The organism is Bacillus sp. JH7, from assembly GCF_001563515.1.
Classification (GTDB): Bacteria; Bacillota; Bacilli; order Bacillales; family Bacillaceae_G; genus Bacillus_A; species Bacillus_A cereus.
Genome location: NZ_LPUS01000001.1, coordinates 852659 through 868906, shown reverse-complemented (window position 1 = coordinate 868906; position 16248 = coordinate 852659). Strand labels below are relative to the sequence as shown.

The following is a 16248-nucleotide window of genomic DNA, read 5'->3' as shown; positions in this document are numbered from 1 at the left end:
CTTCCGATTATTTGTCAAAAAACTTTGCAAGTCCTGCCAATCTTGGATCAACAGTCTTTTCTTTGTCTTCTTCCGAAATCACTTGCCAGTCTTGACCTTGCGTCGGTGCTCCACCAGAAACATCATCACTGAAAATTTGCATTGGAATCTCCAAAAGTATATTTTCCTTGATTACGGGCAGTAAGTCAAGTACTTCTCCTTCTAAAGAATGAATTTCAGCTTCAGTTTCAAATTCTTCTTGTGAAGTTTGGAACACCTCAGTTGTTTTAATGTCAAATGGTAATGTCACATCTACTAAAGAGCGAGAACATGGTAAAACCATGCTTCCAGTTATATGTAGATGAAACGTAAACTTACCGGAGCCAAAATCAACTCTTCCCGTTACATGAACAGGATTAATTTCACGAATATCTTTCTCGACCTCTTTTAGCTCACTTACATCTACCATCTCATCCAATGTCAATCCTTTATTTCTCAATTTATTCAATTGATGGATGGACCATTTCATATCATATCACCTCAAGGCAACAAACAAAATTATAGCTAGCCATTTTATATTTGTCAATGTTTTTTCTTTACACTATAATGAAGTCATCATAGTAAATAATATATAGAGTATCACGTTTTTCAAAAAGATGCTACATCGAAAGGAGAGATTACCATAAAAGCTGGTGGTATTGTTGTTGAATATAACCCTTTTCATAACGGTCATCTTTATCATGTGCAACAGACAAAAAAGTTAACACAATCTGATATAATAATTGCCGTTATGAGTGGTCCTTTTTTACAGCGTGGTGAGCCCGCACTCATTTCCAAATGGTATCGCACTAAAATGGCCTTAGCAAACGGCGTAGACCTTGTTGTAGAGCTTCCATACGTCTTTGCAACACAAAAGGCTGAAACCTTCGCAAATGGTGCTATTTCCATTTTAAATGCCCTACGTGTTTCTGAAATTTGTTTCGGTAGTGAGGATGGACAAATCGAAAATTTTTATAATACCATCTCCGTACAAAAAAACGAAGAAGAGACTTTTAACTACCTTGTAAAACAATTCATGGACGCTGGTAATAGTTATGCAAAAGCAACATCGGATGCTTTCTCACACATTTTAACATCTGAAAAAAACATAGATATGTCACAACCAAATAATATTTTAGGCTTCCAATATATGAAAGCAATTCTGTCACAAAATAGCTCTATACAAGCTCAAACTATAAAAAGATTTGCCTCTCATTATCATGATGAAACATTTAATGACCAACATATTGCAAGCGCAACAAGCATCCGAAAACAACTCTTTAGCGAAGAAGGATCATTTACAACAATTAAACCTTTTCTCCCACAGGCAACCACTTCGCTTTTAGCAAATTACAAACAAAACTACGGGATATTACATAATTGGGAACAATACTTTTCATTTTTTAAATATAGACTCATGACGATGTCTCCAGGGGACTTACGACATATATATGAAATAGAAGAAGGTTTAGAGCATCGTATTTTATCAAAAATACAAAATAGTTCCTCCTTCTATTCATTCATGGAAGCATTAAAAACAAAACGTTATACATGGACTAGATTACAAAGAGCTTGTACACACATTTTAACAAACACAACAAAAGAAGAAATACGTAGCGCAAATATAGAACAACACGCACCATATATTCGCCTGCTAGGCATGTCACAAAAAGGACAAACTTACCTTTCAAAAAACAAGAAAAAAATCGAACTTCCAATCCTTACTCATACAAAAACATTCGACCATGCCGCTTTAGATATAGAGAAAAAAGCAAACTCTGTATATTTCTCCATCATGCACGAACCGTTACGCACACAACTATTAAAACAGGATATAACACACCATCCTGTTCGCTATGATGAAACAACTACAAAATTCCTATAAAAAACCTCTCTATTTCAGAGAGGTTTTTTCCTTATCCATCTTTTCTAAATATGTTAACGCATCATCCAGCGTATCTACTGGTACAATTTTCATTTTTGTTTTAATATCCTTTGCAGTCTCAAGTGCATCTTTATAGTTCGATTTCTCCGCACCTTTTTCATTTGGCGCAAAGAACACTTCAGCCCCCGCATCGCTAGCAGCCACCACTTTTTGATTTATACCACCAATTGGGCCCACTTCTCCTTTTTCATTAATTGTACCTGTTCCAGCTATTTCATGTCCTTTCGTTAAGTCTTCTTCCACAAGTTGATTGTATATTTCTAATGTGAACATTAAACCTGCGGACGGTCCACCAATTTCATGAGAATTAATTTTCACTTTCGGATCGACCACTAATTCTCTTTCCGTAACGATAGAAACACCTATACCGACACGTCCATTCCCATTAGGAATCGTCTTTACATTTAAATTCTCTTTCAATTGTTTTCCATTTCTCATGTACTCAATACTTACAGCATCGTTTTCTTTTTTCCCTGTCATATATTCAATAAATTGCTCCGTCTTTTCAAATGTTTTTCCGTCAACAGCTATAATAACATCACCAAGCTTAAGCTTTCCTTCTGACGGCATTCCTTTTGCCACACCAGCAACTAATACACCTTTATTTTCAAAAGATACTGAACGATTTGCACGTTTATATGCATTATAAATTGCTGCATTTTGCGAATCTTTCATCGCATAATTTTGGCGAAATTGATATTCTTCATCACTCTCACCTTTTTGCAATATTTCTTCCGCTTTCGAAATATGTGTATATTTATTAAACTGTGCCGCTATTAAATTCACCACATTTGCTGGTCCCATTGAAACCGTAACAAGCATAAAATCACCAGATTCTTTCGTTCCACCCTCAACTTGAACATAAGGCTCTAATTTGGCAGCCATTCCTGGTTTTGTTATATAATACGGTAAACGTACGTAAACAAGTAACATCGCCAATATAACCCCTATTAAGATTGCATATATAAACCGAAAACGCTTAAACATTATGTTTCTCCTTCCACTGCTCAATTAATAAATAAATATTTGCAACATGTTTTTCTGCTTCTACTTCTCCAACTCGAATAATGTCTTCAATGTTTGTAAAAGCACGTGAACTAAATTGCTCTACAGCTGGTCGCATCATTAAATCCGATGCAATTTGCCGATTCATTACAAGCTCATGCTGCATAATTTCAATACTTTGCATGATTACGTCATAAATGGACGTAACATCGCCATTCACCTTAATTGGAGATACATCAACAGCGATAACAATATCGGCCCCTAACTCTTTCACAACCGATACTGGGATGCGATCAATGACTCCACCATCCACTAATAATCTTCCATCTATTTTTTCTGGTACAAACACTCCAGGAACAGATATGCTAGCCCTCACCGCATCTGCAACTGGCCCACTTGTAAAAACCACTTTTTCCCCCTTCAATATGTCAGTAGCCACAACAGCCGTCGGGATATCTAACTCTTCTAATTTTTTATTATATGTAAACATTTTAATCATATCTTTGACACGTTTTCCAGCAATAAATCCCATTTTCGGTACCGTGAAATCTAAATAATACTTCCGCTTAAAAACAGATGCCAATTTATACAATCTTTCAACGTTACTACTTGCCGCATAAAACGTACCTATTAGCGCCCCCATACTACTTCCTGCAATCATGTGAATAGGGATACCAGCTTCCCTTAAAACCTTTATTACACCAATATGAGCAAACCCTTTGGCTCCTCCAGACCCAAGTGCTAAACCAATCTTTGGTTCTTTCATTTTTCTCACCCTTTAATTTTTTTCATTCCTTTTTCATACTTATGGTCTAAATTCACTACGTATCCACGTATACTGAAATGAACGTTTTTTGGGACAAAGGGGGATTTACTTACATGTATGAAAAATGGAAAACCGCTTTCCTTACCATATCAACGCTATTTTTAACCTATTCTCTTGTACTCCACCCCCAAGCCGCTTTGCAAGCTTCTATTCGCGGGTTAAATATATGGTGGGAAGTTGTATTCCCTTCACTACTACCGTTTTTCATCATTGCGGAACTTCTAATTAGTATCGGTGTTGTAAAATTTATTGGCGTTATATTAGAACCACTCATGCGCCCACTTTTTCGCGTTCCAGGGATAGGCGGATTTGTTTGGGCGATGGGAATGGCTTCTGGTTTCCCTGCAGGCGCCAAATTAAGCGCTAGACTACGAAAAAGCAATCTTTTAACTCAGATTGAAGCGGAGCGCCTCGTTTCTTTCACAAATTCTTCTAATCCACTTTTTATTTTCGGTGCTGTGTCTATCGGTTTTTTTAATAATCCGAAATTAGGAATTATATTAGCCGCTGCCCATTATTTCAGTAATTTTGCTGTCGGATTAATTATGCGTTTTTACGGCGATAATACCGCTTACAAAAATAATACACACACTACAAAAAAACGTCGCTTTCAAAACCCTTTTTTAATTCTTCACGAGACACGCTTACAAGAAAAAAGACCAATTGGTAAATTACTTGGGGATGCCATTGTTTCTTCTATTCAAACATTACTTATGATTGGCGGATTTATTATTTTATTCTCTGTGTTAAATAAAATGATTACTGTATTCCACATTACAGCAGCTCTTTCTTTTATTATGCAACATATTTTATCATTCTTCCAACTAAGTACAGATTTTAGTATACCTATATTATCAGGTATTTTCGAAATGACACTCGGAAGCCAAATGATTAGTCAAATAAATGAAACACCGCTCTTACAACAAGCTATGGTAACAAGCTTCATTTTAGCATTTAGCGGTCTTTCTATTCAGGCACAAGTTGCTAGCATATTAGCTGAAACAGATATCCGATTTAAACCCTATTTTTTCGCACGAATTATTCAAAGTATTCTTGCCCCTATTTTTACATTTGTATTTTGGAAACCATTTTATGAGAAAGTGAGTTCTTTCTCACCTATGCCAAAAGATATTCCTGTATTTTTATCCGAGCATCCTTCTATACTACATGAAATTTGGACATCTTTTATACATTATGGACCAATTTTTACATTATTTTGTCTATACTTATATGTTATTTTATTATTTTTGCGCACGTATAAAGAAAAACCCCGTTCACTTTAACGGGGTTTGAAACTTTTCTTTTAAAGCACGCTCTACAATAGGAGGTACAAGATCCACTACACTTCCTCCATACCTCGCAACTTCTTTTACAATACTCGAGCTTAAAAATGAATATTGGTTGTTTGTCATAATAAAAAATGTTTCAATATTTTCATCTAATTTTCGATTCATAGAAGTAATTTGCATCTCATATTCAAAATCAGAAACTGCTCGTAAACCACGTAATATTGCATTTGCATTACGCATTTTTGCATACTCTACTAATAGCCCACTATGCGAATCTACCTTTACATTCGGGATATCCTTTGTCGCTTCTCGAATTAGTTCTAATCGCTCTTCAACTGAAAAAAATGGTTTTTTTGATGAATTGTTTAAAACGACTACGTACACCTCATCAAATACTTTTGCTCCCCTTTTAATAATATCCAGATGCCCAAGGGTAATTGGATCAAAACTTCCTGAAGAAATAGCTATACTTGTCATTCTGTCCCCTCACCTTCATACTTATAAATCGATATTGCAGTAATCCCATAATTCTCAGCTCGTACTTTTACAAGCCTTCCTATAGAATTAGGTAAAACTACATCATTACCATGCTCTGCCATAATTAATCCATCACTATGTAGCAATCCATGTTGATCCATTACACTAATTAAAGATACAATTTTTTGCTCTTTATATGGAGGATCTATTAATATAAGATCGAATGACATTTCACGTTTTATTAACGCCTTTACTGCACGTTCAGCATCATTTCGATATACTTCAGCTTGTTCCTGTACTCTACAACTTTCTAAATTTTGATGAATTACTTTTATTGCTTTACTATCCCGATCAACAAAAATTACTTTATCGATCCCTCTGCTCAAAGCCTCAATTCCAAGACCACCACTACCACCAAATAAATCAAGGGCGATACCACCATCAAAATAAGGACCTATCATATTAAAAATAGATTCTTTTACTTTATCTGTCGTTGGACGTGTTGTATTACCAGGAACCGCTTTAAGTGGGTGTCCTTTACATTTTCCTGAAACTACTCTCATCTGTTGTCACTACCTTTATTTCAATCTATCGAGCGATTATAGAAAGCCATTCCCACTTCGGTAACAGTTAACAAACCACATTCACCTAACTATAGAAAAACTCGGCCTCAAATAACCTCTCGTTATTTTTATGTATTCATCTCATCATTCACTAATATGAACCCAATATGTATATTAGTTCCACTTTATCTTTTTTATCCTATCACAAAATAAAAAAAAGAAAAATAAAAAGCCCAACATAAAATTTAATTTCATTATGTATATCTTCATTTAGATTGGACATAAATAATTATAACAACATCACCTTCGATGTTGTTGCCAACCGCGGAGAAGACTTACGTTTCCCCATAAGTTCTTCCTCCGGTTTCTCCTCTCCCTTTGCCTTCTTACTAGTACATGCTAGTATAAGAAGGGCCCTGCTATGCAGGGTTTTTTTTTCTTTGTGTGCTTTTCATTTAAAAAGTGAAATGGTACAGTAAAAGAAAGAGGAGGAAAAGATATGATTCAACGCTTTATAGAACTTGGAGAAGGCTACTCTGATTTATATGAATTACTTGAAATTGCCAAAACAAATCAAGAACGTATAGCACATATGTTACAATTTGAAACGATAAAAAACGATAAAAAAGTGTGTTCGCTTGTTGTAATATTAAAACCAACTACTACTGGTGATTTCCAACCATTATACATATGTCGTGAAGGCATTCCTGTATTTGAAAATAAAAAAAGTAAACGTGTCATTTTATTTGAAGAAACGGCAGAACAACTCGGGAAAAAAGTGGCTACCTTTACTGTAAAACCATCTACAACTTTCCCAGAAAAAGAACTATTTTTTAATCATTTAATTGGTATTTTACGAATGAACAATTTCATTCCTCCGATGAAATAACACGTTATTTCAAGTGAAAAATCCCCGGCTAAATTTAGCAGGGGATTTTTTCTATTAGCTATAATCGTATTCTTTTGCTCGATCAGGACGGGAATTTTCAAATTCCGTTTTTAAATACGGGCGATACGACTGTTCTATCTTTTTCACAAAAGGAAGTTTGTTCAACTTATGCATCATATGCTCAATTTGTTCCATATCACAATATACTACAGCATATTTTAATCGTTTTGATATGTAATGTATGTTACCATATTTCCTTAAAATCTTGGCATGTTTCAATGAATGTAAATAAACAATCATACTTTGTCGTTGCCCGAACATAATCTTCTCCATCTTCTCCTTTTAAAAACATATATTTTATATTCTATGAAAACCAATCAGAAATTTATAACATTACAGGACAAACTCTGTATACGTTTTCTTCCAACTTCTAAAAAACGGGGCACATCACCCCGTTTTTTTACAACCACAACCTCCGCCAGTACCACAACCTCCACCACAGCCACCAGCATCAAAGAACGGATTTCCTGTTGGCACTTTAATGGAAGAAGACACTTCCGAACCGATTGCTACACTAACTTCGTCTAATAACTTCTGCAAAGCAGTTTCTGCTCTTTTAAAAGCTGCAACCTTATCATGTAAGTCCACAGAACGCTTTAATTCTCTCATTTTCATCGACACGGTAGTATAGTCAGGATGGTATTTTCCAAAACGCTGTACTTCCTCATACCTTTCTTTCATCGCTGTAAATTGCTGAATTAGCGTCTGAAGTTCCATATCTTCATGTAATTCTCTATAATACTTACGATAATCTTCTGCTATATCTGAACAGATAATCGCTTTTGCAAGCTGCTCTGCCTTATCTAATATTAATACGCTTTCTAGCGTCGCTACAATCATGAGAGACACCTCCGAGTATCCATCATACCACATTTAGATTAGAACTACTAATTGAAGTGACTTACTCAAAAGAAAGATATAACGTAACTATTTTTACACTATATCCGTACACACTTATACATTAATATGTTCCGCTATATTATATTTAAGAACATCCCATTTTCCACTATTTTGTTTCACATAACTAATACACGCATTTTTTAATGGTGTCTTAAATGTAATTTCATCTGGTTCAATGGCATGTAAAATCGCTTTTATCGCGTGTGAGTGAGCAACAATAATAATACGTTTGCCAAAATGAGTTGTCGCAACATCTTCTAAAGCAGCAAAGCAACGAGCTACAATCTCTTCATCTCGCTCCATACCTTCTACTTTTCCCTCAGCAATCAACTCTCTAACAGCCGCAACCGGCTTCCCTGAAGCTTCTCCAAAATTCCGTTCAACAAATCGCTCATCTAATAAAATCGATTGTAATCCAACTGCCGTTGCGATTTCATTAGCCGTTTCTTGCGCTCTAATTAACGGGCTACTTATAATGATATCCCACGTTTCTTCTTGTAAAGCAGCTGCACTTTGACTCGCTTGCTTCTTACCAACTTCATTAAGCGGAATATCTTCTCGCCCCTGAATAATTTCTTGAAAATTCCAATCAGTTTGTCCATGTCGTACTAAACAAATTTCCGTCATGCTGCAACTCCTTTTTAAATAATCAACTTCTATTGTAACAAAAGTTCTGCATGACGGACATATTTTTCACTTCCAATTAGGTTGCATTTTGTTGCTTCATATACTGAAACATATCAATCATGATCGAAGCAACGGCCAATTGATTTTGAAACTTTTCCACTTTATCTGGTATCGTTTTTTTGAAATGTTGCATCGCCGCTAACTCAAAAGCCTCTTTTTCTTCAGGATTTCGTGTTAATTTTCTATACCAGTACGGTTGCTCTCTAATATAGCGAGATAAATCCTCATCAGCCTTTATAAACTCCATAATTTCTGCTCTCATCATCTTTCCCCCTAATCCTTTTGAAAGAAAAACGGGTTATTTTCTGAAGTACTTTGCTCTTGCTGCGTACGGTTACCTTGAAATTGCTGAATAACTTGTTGCACGCTCCCAATTGCACTCGTCACATTGGCTAAATGGTTCTGCATTTGTTCCACGTCCAACTTTTTAAAAAAAGAAAGCATTTGCCCCATCACATCAGCAGTTTTTTCCTCTTCAGTTCGATTATCTTTTTCTTTTTTATTTTCTTTTACCGAAGAAAACGCAGGCGCTCCATCCGGTCTATAAGTTGCCCATATTGGATCTTCTTCACCGAGTAAGTACCATTCTTCATAAAATTGTTGCCATGTTTTATGACCACTTCTAACCTCATGAACCATTTTAGGGTGATGGTTTACAAATTCTTTAAACTGTTGAACCGATGGATGTAACGGTCCTTTTGTTGTTGGCATAATCCTCACCTCTCCATGTATATCTACTATATAGTAAGAAAAAAAAGGCGCATGGTTCGCCTATTTTTAGACGATTCATGCACCTTTTTTTCTGCTATTTGCATACGGTCAGATTCCCACCTACAATTCAGTGAATACGAAGTAACTAATTTGGTAATGTAACACCCCACCGCTTACAGTTTCGCTTTATTTTCGAATAAAGTTTTGTGTATAAAATTTATCGTATACACCAACACCTAATCCTGTAAATTGTTCATTTAATAAATTCTTTCTATGCCCCTCACTATTTAACCAACCTTGCACTGCCGCAATTCCATCACTATGTTGCGCCGCTATGTTCTCGCCAGCAAGTTGAAATCCTACTTTCCCGCGCTGCAAACGATCTCCTAGCGTACCTAATGTAGGTGAGTCATGAGAAAAATAATTATTGTCTTTCATATCTTTACTGTGACCAACAGCAACATCTGCTGTTTCCTGATCCCATGTTAATAACGGTAATTTATGACGACTTCGAATGATATTTGTTAAATCAAAAATTTGTTGCATATTCCCATTTTCTACTTGTTTTATTTTTTCTGGAGTCAATGGTTGTTCTGCTATTAATTCACCTGAATAAACGAGCTGATACGGTCTTTGGCGTAATAAAGTTTCATCATCCATATAACGAACACCAACAAGCTCATGTGTAAATTGATCAAAATACAATTGCGCCCATCCATCTTCTACAGGTATTAACGGTTGTTCCATGACTTCGGTATCAGATAGCTCAAATTGATAACTATTTTTCCCTCTTTTTAATGAAATTTCATGCGAAAGTGGACTTTTTTTATATACTTCTTCATATTTTTCATTTATATAATAAGGTGGAACCTTAACTTGTTCACCAGCTGCGTATGCTGTTACAACTTTACGTTCAGAAACTCCAAATTGAACATACTGAGTTAAATCCTGGTTGTATACCCACCATTCATATCCGTATGCAGATGGCTCTATTCGAGAGGGTTCTCCCCACTTCGCTAATAGGTTTTCAGAGTCTTCACCAATCATATTTAAAACAGTGTCTGAGGAGTCTTCCTTAATTTGCTTTTTCTTTTTCACAATTTTATTTTCTTGCTTTGATTGAGATGGGGTTAATATATATTGTGAAACGAGTAATTTCCCGTATAAATCAACAGCTAAAATTAAAAATGTAATCATTACGATACGCAATAATTTCTTCAAACGATATACCTCCTGAACAAAACATAAAATTGAGATATACACAAATCCTTTTCTTTCTTTTTGTGTGTACCGTACTCTTTTCACTATATCATATTTTTGTGAAAAAAGTCTGGATTATCCCTTTTCTCTCAATATGAATTGCACTTTCTTATTATTCATACTATTATAAAAATAATGATGTAACATTAAAAAAGGAGGTATTATATGCAATTTACAAATACGAAATTTAATGGAGCCGTCGTTGAATTAACTCTTTTAACTGAAATCATGGAAAACAACCACTTCGTACTTGCCGGACAGTGGGATTATGAACGAGTTACATACGATTATAAATTTGAAATATTAAAGGATGTTTATTATTTACGAGTGCAAGGAGTTGCTGTTGAAGGTGACATTGGCAGTAGACACGCTGAAGTAAAACTACTCCCCCCCTTATTAGGAAAACATTATTATCCTCACGGCGTTGAATATGGTGATGATGAGACTTTCCCAACGAATGTACTTCAAAAAAGCGAACAACTCCTACAAAATGTCGAAAAAGAGTTAAAAGAATTTCAAATTATTGATTAACAAAAACAAGCGCATCAATATGATGCGCTTGTTTTATTTCCCTTCCCTAAGAATGAATCGTTTTTTTTACTGGATATCCATAAATAGATCCATCTTTTACTTTAATCTCATCTTCCCAAGGAACCTTATATTTACCTTCAGCTAAATCTTTTACAAACGTATATGGATTTTCTTTCACCCCACCAGGAGTTGCTACATATCCTCTTGAACCTAGATTATATATATTATTTTCCAATCCCCATCCTAATCTAGCCTGATCTGCTAGTTCTGGATATACTTCAGCAGTAACAATCTCCCACGGATTTCGATGACCCTGTACTAAAGTAGTCCCATCAAAGTTACATACTTGTCCTTCACCAAAGTAATAAAATACACCATCATAACCCGCTAAGTTTACCGATAATGTATACATTAAATTTTGCCATGCATTTGAACGATTGGTTAGCATCCATTGTTCACTAACTTGTGTACTATATCCAGAAATACGAATTAAGACATTTGCACCTTTATAGGCTGCTTCACGAGCTACTTCAGGGAACATGCCATCATGACAAATACAAACAGCTAATTTACTTCCTCCAGGTCCATCACAAACAGGTAAGCCTAAATCTCCAGCTTTCCAAGGCTCGACTGGCACCCAAGGATTTAGCTTACGATACTTCAAAATCATTTCACCTTGTGGATCAATAATAACTGCTGTATTATATGGCTCTCCACCATCAGGATTTTTCTCCATTATTGAAAAAACACCATATACTTTAGATTCTTTACATGCCTCAGCAAATAAGTCTGTTTCTGGCCCAGGCACTGTGCATAAAAATTCTTCTGTAGTCCATTTTTTTGTATTGAGCCCTTGTGTACTATATTCAGGAAATACTATCAATTCTAAACCAGGGTAACCTGATTTGGTCGAATGAATTGTTTTTATGATTTGTTGAATTTGTTTATCAATGTCTGCACGCGATTCTACTACTGGTACTGGATATTGAATTAGTGCTGTCAAAAAACCACTAATCGGCTTTACCATACTTCCACTACTACCCATTTAAACTCCCCCTTAAAATAGTTCGTGTTTATTAAAGATAACAATATATATTTGCAACTCTCTAAAAAACTTGCACTACATATGGAATTATTACGCATGAAAGCTAGTAGTAAATTTCATCTCCACTTTTAGTACACGCCTACACTAACTTAACATAAAAAGTTAGAAAATTCAATCTTTTTAAGGTAACTAAGACTAAAAAGAAAAAGCGCATGGAATCCCATACACTTTTTTACTTAGTCTGTAAATACGGCGGCAATTGTTGCAACTGCTCCTTATCCTTTTCACGTTCTCTACGTGCCCATCTAAAGAATACATAGCCTATAATTGTACCGTACACTATTTCCTGGACAATTTTCATTATGATACCACCAGTTTGCTGGTCTTGTACGACTGGCATCCAGTGCAAAAATTCTGGTCCCGTTATATTTAAATCCGATAAAGTGCCCGCTGGTACACATAGTTCCATCGCTTTCATCCAAGCAGCCGGATCCGTATACGTTGCAAATAACGGCGCTGTCGCAAAAATGATTAACGCACAAGCAGGCGTTAATAATATACCGTTAGCAAACATATATCCAAGTTTCTTTATATCACTTAACGTTTGATATTCTGGTAATGGATTTAACATCGGCCACCACATCATGATTGCTGTAAAAAACAATATAGCGAGACAAATAGGATGAGCTATTTGACTTTGTTTTACTGTATCAAAAACAACTGGTAAATGATAAAAAGAAAACAGGCCGTTAAATACAAACAACGCAATAAGTGGTTTAGCAAATGCATTTAATATAATTTGAACGAACTTAAAAGAAGTAATGTAACGATATAACCAAATTGGTATACCAAGCAACAGTAACGGCGGAACTGCAATATACATGACTGCCATTTCAAACATATGAGCACTAAATATAATATGGCCAATTAAATCAATAGGCCCTCCCTTTACAAAATACAAAAGAACAATACCAGTCGTAAAATAAAAAATTTGCTTCTTACTTACCTTCGTCGCATTTTCAAATCGCATTCTATATGGCCCAATAATTAAGAAGTACCCAATAAGAATCGAAAGCATAAATAATAAAAAGATTGGACTCCATAAAGCCTGAAAACCAAATATCCACAAGTTACTCATTTTCACACCTGCCTTCGTAAGATTATCTCATAATATGAAGAGGGAGCTGTGACAACACAAGCTCCCTTATTTTTCACTTTTCAAATCCACACGATTGTCATAAAAGCTAAAATTGTAATTAACCCTATTAGCAGACCAGAGTAAAGAAAGAAACTTGCTGCTTCATGTCCTTTATGACTCATATGCATAAAATAATACAATTGAAAAATTACTTGTACCACTGCTAATAGTAAAATAAACGGTACAGAGAAAATCGGACTAAAAGTTTTTGGATACGCCACTGCTACAAATGCAACTAATGTTAAAAAAATCATTAATGCAAACGTAATAACTTGATGCCTCATTTCCTCCGCACTTTTTCTCTTCCGATAAACAAGATCAACTTTAGGATTATTCGTTTGCTTTATCGCCATTGTTTATCCCACCATTCCCATTAAATATACTACAGTGAAAATAAACACCCAAACTACGTCAATAAAGTGCCAATAAATCGATGCAACATAAAACTTCGGTGCATTGTATAAATTTAGACCTCTCTTCGCATTTCTAAAGATTAATGTTAAAATCCAACATAACCCAAACAATACGTGGAGTCCATGTGTACCAACAAGAGCATAAAACGCAGAGCCAAAGGCACTACTTCTCATAGTATGCTTAAATTCATGTGTATAATGATAAAACTCATATATCTCAAATCCTAAAAACCCTAAACCTAGCAATACTGTTACTAGTAACCAAAGCTGCATTTTCTTAAAGTTAAAGTTTTTCATGTGATACATCGCATATACACTCGTTAAGCTACTCGTTAATAAAAGCATCGTCATAATGAAAACGAGTGGCATTTGGAACATCTCTTGAGATGTTGGTCCACCATTTGTAGAATTCTTTAACGCTAAATATGTTCCGAATAAGGAAGCGAACAACACTGTTTCGCCTCCAAGAAATAACCAAAAACCGACAAACTTATTTTTCCCTTCAAGGGTTGCTTTTTCAGGCTCTGCTGGAAATGTTTCATTCGTTAATTTTTCATCTACATGCATTATGCCTTGCCCCCCTTATCCTCTAAATCTTCTTTATGAATATGATACCCATGATCATCAATTACTGAACGTAGGAACATTGTGCCAAATGTAATGATTAAACCAATAATTGCTACTAATAACCAGAACTTATCTTTTCCGCCCTGCATATACATCGCACCAAATGCCGCTATAAACAATCCGAAAGAAATGACAAATGGTGAAAACGAAGGATTTGGCATATGAATATCACCAACTGGTTCCGCTGCTGTCATTTCTTTATTACCTTCACGTTTTTCAATCCAAAACGGATCTAATCCGCGAACAAATGGTAATTGTTTAAAGTTATATTCTGGTGTCGGTGCTGGCATTGTCCATTCTAATGTACGTGCATCCCACGGATCACGACCAGCTTTTTCTTTTGATACTGTTGTTTTAATTACATTGAATAGAAGAACAATCGTTCCAAGAGCCATAAACACCGCTCCGATGGAACTAATCATATTCCCCATTTCCAACCCTTGCCCTTCAAGATATGTGTAGTAACGGCGTGGCATACCAATCAAGCCAAGGAAATGCTGAATAAAGAAAGTTAAATGGAAGCCGATAAAGAATAGCCAAAACGTTATCTTTCCTAATGTTTCATTTAATACTTTATTAAACATCAGTGGCCAATAATAATGAGCTCCTGCAAGTAAACCAAATACAACACCGCCAACGATTACATAATGAAAATGTGCTACTACGAAATAGTTATCATGAAATTGATAATCAGCTGGTGCAGATGCTAGCATAACCCCTGTAACTCCACCCATTACGAATGATGGAATGAAAGCTACTGCCCACATCATTGGTGTAGTAAAACGAATACTTCCGCCCCACATTGTAAAGAGCCAGTTGAATATTTTGATACCAGTCGGAACCGCAATCGCCATTGTTGCAACTGAGAAAATAGCATTAGCAACTGGACCAAGTCCAACAGTAAACATATGGTGCGCCCATACCATAAATCCTAAAAATCCAATTAATACAGTCGCAAACACCATCGATGAATAACCAAACAATCGTTTTTTCGAAAATGTTGCGAAGATTTCTGAGAATATTCCGAAAGCTGGGAGTATAAGAATGTATACTTCTGGATGACCGAAAATCCAGAATAAATGCTCCCATATAATTGTATTCCCGCCCAATGCCGGATTAAAGAAACTTGTTCCAAATAAACGATCTAACATTAAAAGTCCTAATCCTACAGTTAACGGCGGAAAAGCGAATAATATAAGCGAAGATGTTACAAATGTTGTCCATGTAAACATCGGCATACGCATATACGTCATTCCTGGAGCGCGCATATTAATAATGGTTACAAGGAAGTTAATTCCTCCAATTAATGTACCAATACCTGAGATTTGCAAGCCGAGTACATAGAAATCAACACCATGACCTTTAGAGGCTAAAGCTAAAGATGCATAAGATGTCCATCCTGCATCAGGTGCTCCACCTAAAAACCAACTTAAATTTAAAAATACTCCACCAAAGAAAAATAACCAAAATCCGAGTGAATTCAAAAACGGGAACGCTACATCACGTGCACCAATTTGAAGTGGTACAGCGGCGTTCATAAATGCAAACACGAGTGGCATAGCTGCGAGGAAAATCATTGTTGTACCGTGCATCGTTAATACTTGATTATAAGCATCCCCAACAAGAAAAGCGTTGTTAGGAATCGCTAATTGAAGGCGAATAAATAGAGCTTCTATTCCGCCTATTACAAAAAACAATCCACCTGCAATTAAATAGAGAATGGCAATCTTTTTATGGTCTACTGTCGTTAAATAATCCCATATGACAGCACCCATCCCCTGTTTTTTTGCTACAGAACTCACGT

General features: G+C 35.7%; 20 protein-coding genes. 4 read left to right on the top strand and 16 right to left on the bottom strand.

What is annotated here, in order from left to right:
• Positions 1-7 precede the first annotated feature (7 nt).
• Entirely contained in the window at positions 8-508 is a 501-nt protein-coding gene (locus AU379_RS04725) for a DUF177 domain-containing protein (protein WP_000872149.1), read from the bottom strand.
• A 213-nt stretch (positions 509-721) separates the two neighbouring features.
• On the opposite strand from AU379_RS04725, the gene AU379_RS04720 reads away from it, so the two are divergent.
• Positions 722-1903 (top strand): nucleotidyltransferase, encoded by a 1182-nt coding sequence (locus tag AU379_RS04720; RefSeq protein ID WP_061138977.1) that lies wholly within the window; start codon positions 722-724, stop codon positions 1901-1903.
• Positions 1904-1912: 9 nt separating this feature from the next.
• Here AU379_RS04720 and AU379_RS04715 read toward each other — a convergent pair whose 3' ends face one another.
• Together AU379_RS04715 and AU379_RS04710 are read right to left on the bottom strand one after the other, a co-directional pair.
• The gene (locus tag AU379_RS04715; RefSeq protein ID WP_000476280.1) at positions 1913-2950 is read right to left on the bottom strand and encodes a SepM family pheromone-processing serine protease; all 1038 of its coding nucleotides are present in this window, start codon (positions 2948-2950) and stop codon (positions 1913-1915) included.
• The gene (locus AU379_RS04710; protein ID WP_030027658.1) at positions 2943-3734 is read right to left on the bottom strand and encodes a patatin-like phospholipase family protein; all 792 of its coding nucleotides are present in this window, start codon (positions 3732-3734) and stop codon (positions 2943-2945) included. Before AU379_RS04710 ends, AU379_RS04715 begins: the two co-directional genes overlap by 8 nt.
• A gap of 113 nt (positions 3735-3847) precedes the next feature.
• Between AU379_RS04710 and ylbJ the strand changes: the two genes are divergently transcribed.
• Complete coding sequence (gene ylbJ, locus AU379_RS04705) at positions 3848-5077, top strand: sporulation integral membrane protein YlbJ (protein WP_061138976.1); 1230 nt, start codon at positions 3848-3850, stop codon at positions 5075-5077.
• On the opposite strand, the gene coaD is transcribed toward ylbJ, so the two are convergent.
• Both coaD and rsmD read right to left on the bottom strand, forming a co-directional pair.
• Complete coding sequence (coaD, locus tag AU379_RS04700; protein WP_000200601.1) at positions 5069-5560, bottom strand: pantetheine-phosphate adenylyltransferase; 492 nt, start codon at positions 5558-5560, stop codon at positions 5069-5071. The genes ylbJ and coaD overlap by 9 nt on opposite strands.
• Positions 5557-6123, bottom strand: a complete 567-nt coding sequence (rsmD, locus tag AU379_RS04695) for a 16S rRNA (guanine(966)-N(2))-methyltransferase RsmD (RefSeq protein ID WP_001266981.1) — start codon at positions 6121-6123, stop codon at positions 5557-5559. The genes coaD and rsmD overlap by 4 nt, the downstream gene beginning before the upstream one ends.
• A 499-nt stretch (positions 6124-6622) precedes the next feature.
• On the opposite strand from rsmD, the gene AU379_RS04690 reads away from it, so the two are divergent.
• Complete coding sequence (locus AU379_RS04690; RefSeq protein WP_000616017.1) at positions 6623-7012, top strand: hypothetical protein; 390 nt, start codon at positions 6623-6625, stop codon at positions 7010-7012.
• 54 nt (positions 7013-7066) lie between these two features.
• Here the strand turns inward: AU379_RS04690 and AU379_RS04685 are convergent, their stop codons facing one another.
• The 6 genes from AU379_RS04685 to AU379_RS04660 all read right to left on the bottom strand — a co-directional run bounded on the left by AU379_RS04685 (position 7067) and on the right by AU379_RS04660 (position 10591).
• Positions 7067-7333, bottom strand: a complete 267-nt coding sequence (locus tag AU379_RS04685) for a YlbG family protein (protein ID WP_002082261.1) — start codon at positions 7331-7333, stop codon at positions 7067-7069.
• A gap of 126 nt (positions 7334-7459) precedes the next feature.
• Positions 7460-7912: a YlbF family regulator gene (locus AU379_RS04680; RefSeq protein WP_000634366.1), complete on the bottom strand. Its 453-nt coding sequence runs from the start codon at positions 7910-7912 to the stop codon at positions 7460-7462.
• A 114-nt stretch (positions 7913-8026) separates the two neighbouring features.
• A complete protein-coding gene (locus AU379_RS04675) occupies positions 8027-8599 on the bottom strand; it encodes a histidine phosphatase family protein (protein WP_000134947.1) in 573 nt (190 codons plus the stop codon).
• 76 nt (positions 8600-8675) lie between these two features.
• Entirely contained in the window at positions 8676-8921 is a 246-nt protein-coding gene (locus AU379_RS04670) for a YlbE-like family protein (RefSeq protein WP_001200990.1), read from the bottom strand.
• An 11-nt stretch (positions 8922-8932) separates the two neighbouring features.
• Positions 8933-9370, bottom strand: coding sequence for a YlbD family protein (locus tag AU379_RS04665; protein ID WP_001143346.1), 438 nt, complete (start codon positions 9368-9370; stop codon positions 8933-8935).
• A gap of 186 nt (positions 9371-9556) precedes the next feature.
• A complete protein-coding gene (locus AU379_RS04660; RefSeq protein ID WP_000735378.1) occupies positions 9557-10591 on the bottom strand; it encodes a CAP domain-containing protein in 1035 nt (344 codons plus the stop codon).
• A 204-nt stretch (positions 10592-10795) separates the two neighbouring features.
• On the opposite strand from AU379_RS04660, the gene AU379_RS04655 reads away from it, so the two are divergent.
• Positions 10796-11161: a YugN family protein gene (locus AU379_RS04655; protein ID WP_001160947.1), complete on the top strand. Its 366-nt coding sequence runs from the start codon at positions 10796-10798 to the stop codon at positions 11159-11161.
• Between the two features lie 46 nt (positions 11162-11207).
• Here the strand turns inward: AU379_RS04655 and AU379_RS04650 are convergent, their stop codons facing one another.
• From AU379_RS04650 to ctaD, 5 genes are all read right to left on the bottom strand, one after another.
• Positions 11208-12206, bottom strand: a complete 999-nt coding sequence (locus AU379_RS04650; RefSeq protein ID WP_000535802.1) for a formamidase — start codon at positions 12204-12206, stop codon at positions 11208-11210.
• 232 nt (positions 12207-12438) lie between these two features.
• On the bottom strand, positions 12439-13344 hold the full coding sequence (ctaG, locus tag AU379_RS04645) for a cytochrome c oxidase assembly factor CtaG (protein WP_000069028.1): 906 nt from the start codon (positions 13342-13344) through the stop codon (positions 12439-12441).
• Between the two features lie 80 nt (positions 13345-13424).
• Positions 13425-13757: a cytochrome c oxidase subunit IVB gene (gene ctaF / locus AU379_RS04640; protein WP_000985706.1), complete on the bottom strand. Its 333-nt coding sequence runs from the start codon at positions 13755-13757 to the stop codon at positions 13425-13427.
• A gap of 3 nt (positions 13758-13760) precedes the next feature.
• Positions 13761-14384: a cytochrome c oxidase subunit III gene (ctaE, locus tag AU379_RS04635; RefSeq protein WP_000557861.1), complete on the bottom strand. Its 624-nt coding sequence runs from the start codon at positions 14382-14384 to the stop codon at positions 13761-13763.
• Complete coding sequence (gene ctaD, locus AU379_RS04630) at positions 14384-16219, bottom strand: cytochrome c oxidase subunit I (protein WP_153578907.1); 1836 nt, start codon at positions 16217-16219, stop codon at positions 14384-14386. The genes ctaE and ctaD overlap by 1 nt, the downstream gene beginning before the upstream one ends.
• Positions 16220-16248 lie beyond the last annotated feature (29 nt).

Bases quoted from the DNA above. Each gene is read 5' to 3' on its own strand.
- ylbJ (WP_061138976.1), top strand. From the start codon at position 3,848: ATGTATGAAAAATGGAAAACCGCTTTCCTTACCATATCAACGCTATTT.
- AU379_RS04650 (WP_000535802.1), bottom strand. From the start codon at position 12,206: ATGGGTAGTAGTGGAAGTATGGTAAAGCCGATTAGTGGTTTTTTGACA.
- AU379_RS04665 (WP_001143346.1), bottom strand. From the start codon at position 9,370: ATGCCAACAACAAAAGGACCGTTACATCCATCGGTTCAACAGTTTAAA.
- AU379_RS04675 (WP_000134947.1), bottom strand. From the start codon at position 8,599: ATGACGGAAATTTGTTTAGTACGACATGGACAAACTGATTGGAATTTT.
- ctaG (WP_000069028.1), bottom strand. From the start codon at position 13,344: ATGAGTAACTTGTGGATATTTGGTTTTCAGGCTTTATGGAGTCCAATC.
- AU379_RS04710 (WP_030027658.1), bottom strand. From the start codon at position 3,734: ATGAAAGAACCAAAGATTGGTTTAGCACTTGGGTCTGGAGGAGCCAAA.
- AU379_RS04715 (WP_000476280.1), bottom strand. From the start codon at position 2,950: ATGTTTAAGCGTTTTCGGTTTATATATGCAATCTTAATAGGGGTTATA.
- AU379_RS04655 (WP_001160947.1), top strand. From the start codon at position 10,796: ATGCAATTTACAAATACGAAATTTAATGGAGCCGTCGTTGAATTAACT.
- AU379_RS04685 (WP_002082261.1), bottom strand. From the start codon at position 7,333: ATGTTCGGGCAACGACAAAGTATGATTGTTTATTTACATTCATTGAAA.
- AU379_RS04670 (WP_001200990.1), bottom strand. From the start codon at position 8,921: ATGAGAGCAGAAATTATGGAGTTTATAAAGGCTGATGAGGATTTATCT.
- ctaF (WP_000985706.1), bottom strand. From the start codon at position 13,757: ATGGCGATAAAGCAAACGAATAATCCTAAAGTTGATCTTGTTTATCGG.
- AU379_RS04680 (WP_000634366.1), bottom strand. From the start codon at position 7,912: ATGATTGTAGCGACGCTAGAAAGCGTATTAATATTAGATAAGGCAGAG.
- rsmD (WP_001266981.1), bottom strand. From the start codon at position 6,123: ATGAGAGTAGTTTCAGGAAAATGTAAAGGACACCCACTTAAAGCGGTT.
- ctaD (WP_153578907.1), bottom strand. From the start codon at position 16,219: ATGGGTGCTGTCATATGGGATTATTTAACGACAGTAGACCATAAAAAG.
- AU379_RS04725 (WP_000872149.1), bottom strand. From the start codon at position 508: ATGAAATGGTCCATCCATCAATTGAATAAATTGAGAAATAAAGGATTG.
- AU379_RS04690 (WP_000616017.1), top strand. From the start codon at position 6,623: ATGATTCAACGCTTTATAGAACTTGGAGAAGGCTACTCTGATTTATAT.
- ctaE (WP_000557861.1), bottom strand. From the start codon at position 14,384: ATGCATGTAGATGAAAAATTAACGAATGAAACATTTCCAGCAGAGCCT.
- coaD (WP_000200601.1), bottom strand. From the start codon at position 5,560: ATGACAAGTATAGCTATTTCTTCAGGAAGTTTTGATCCAATTACCCTT.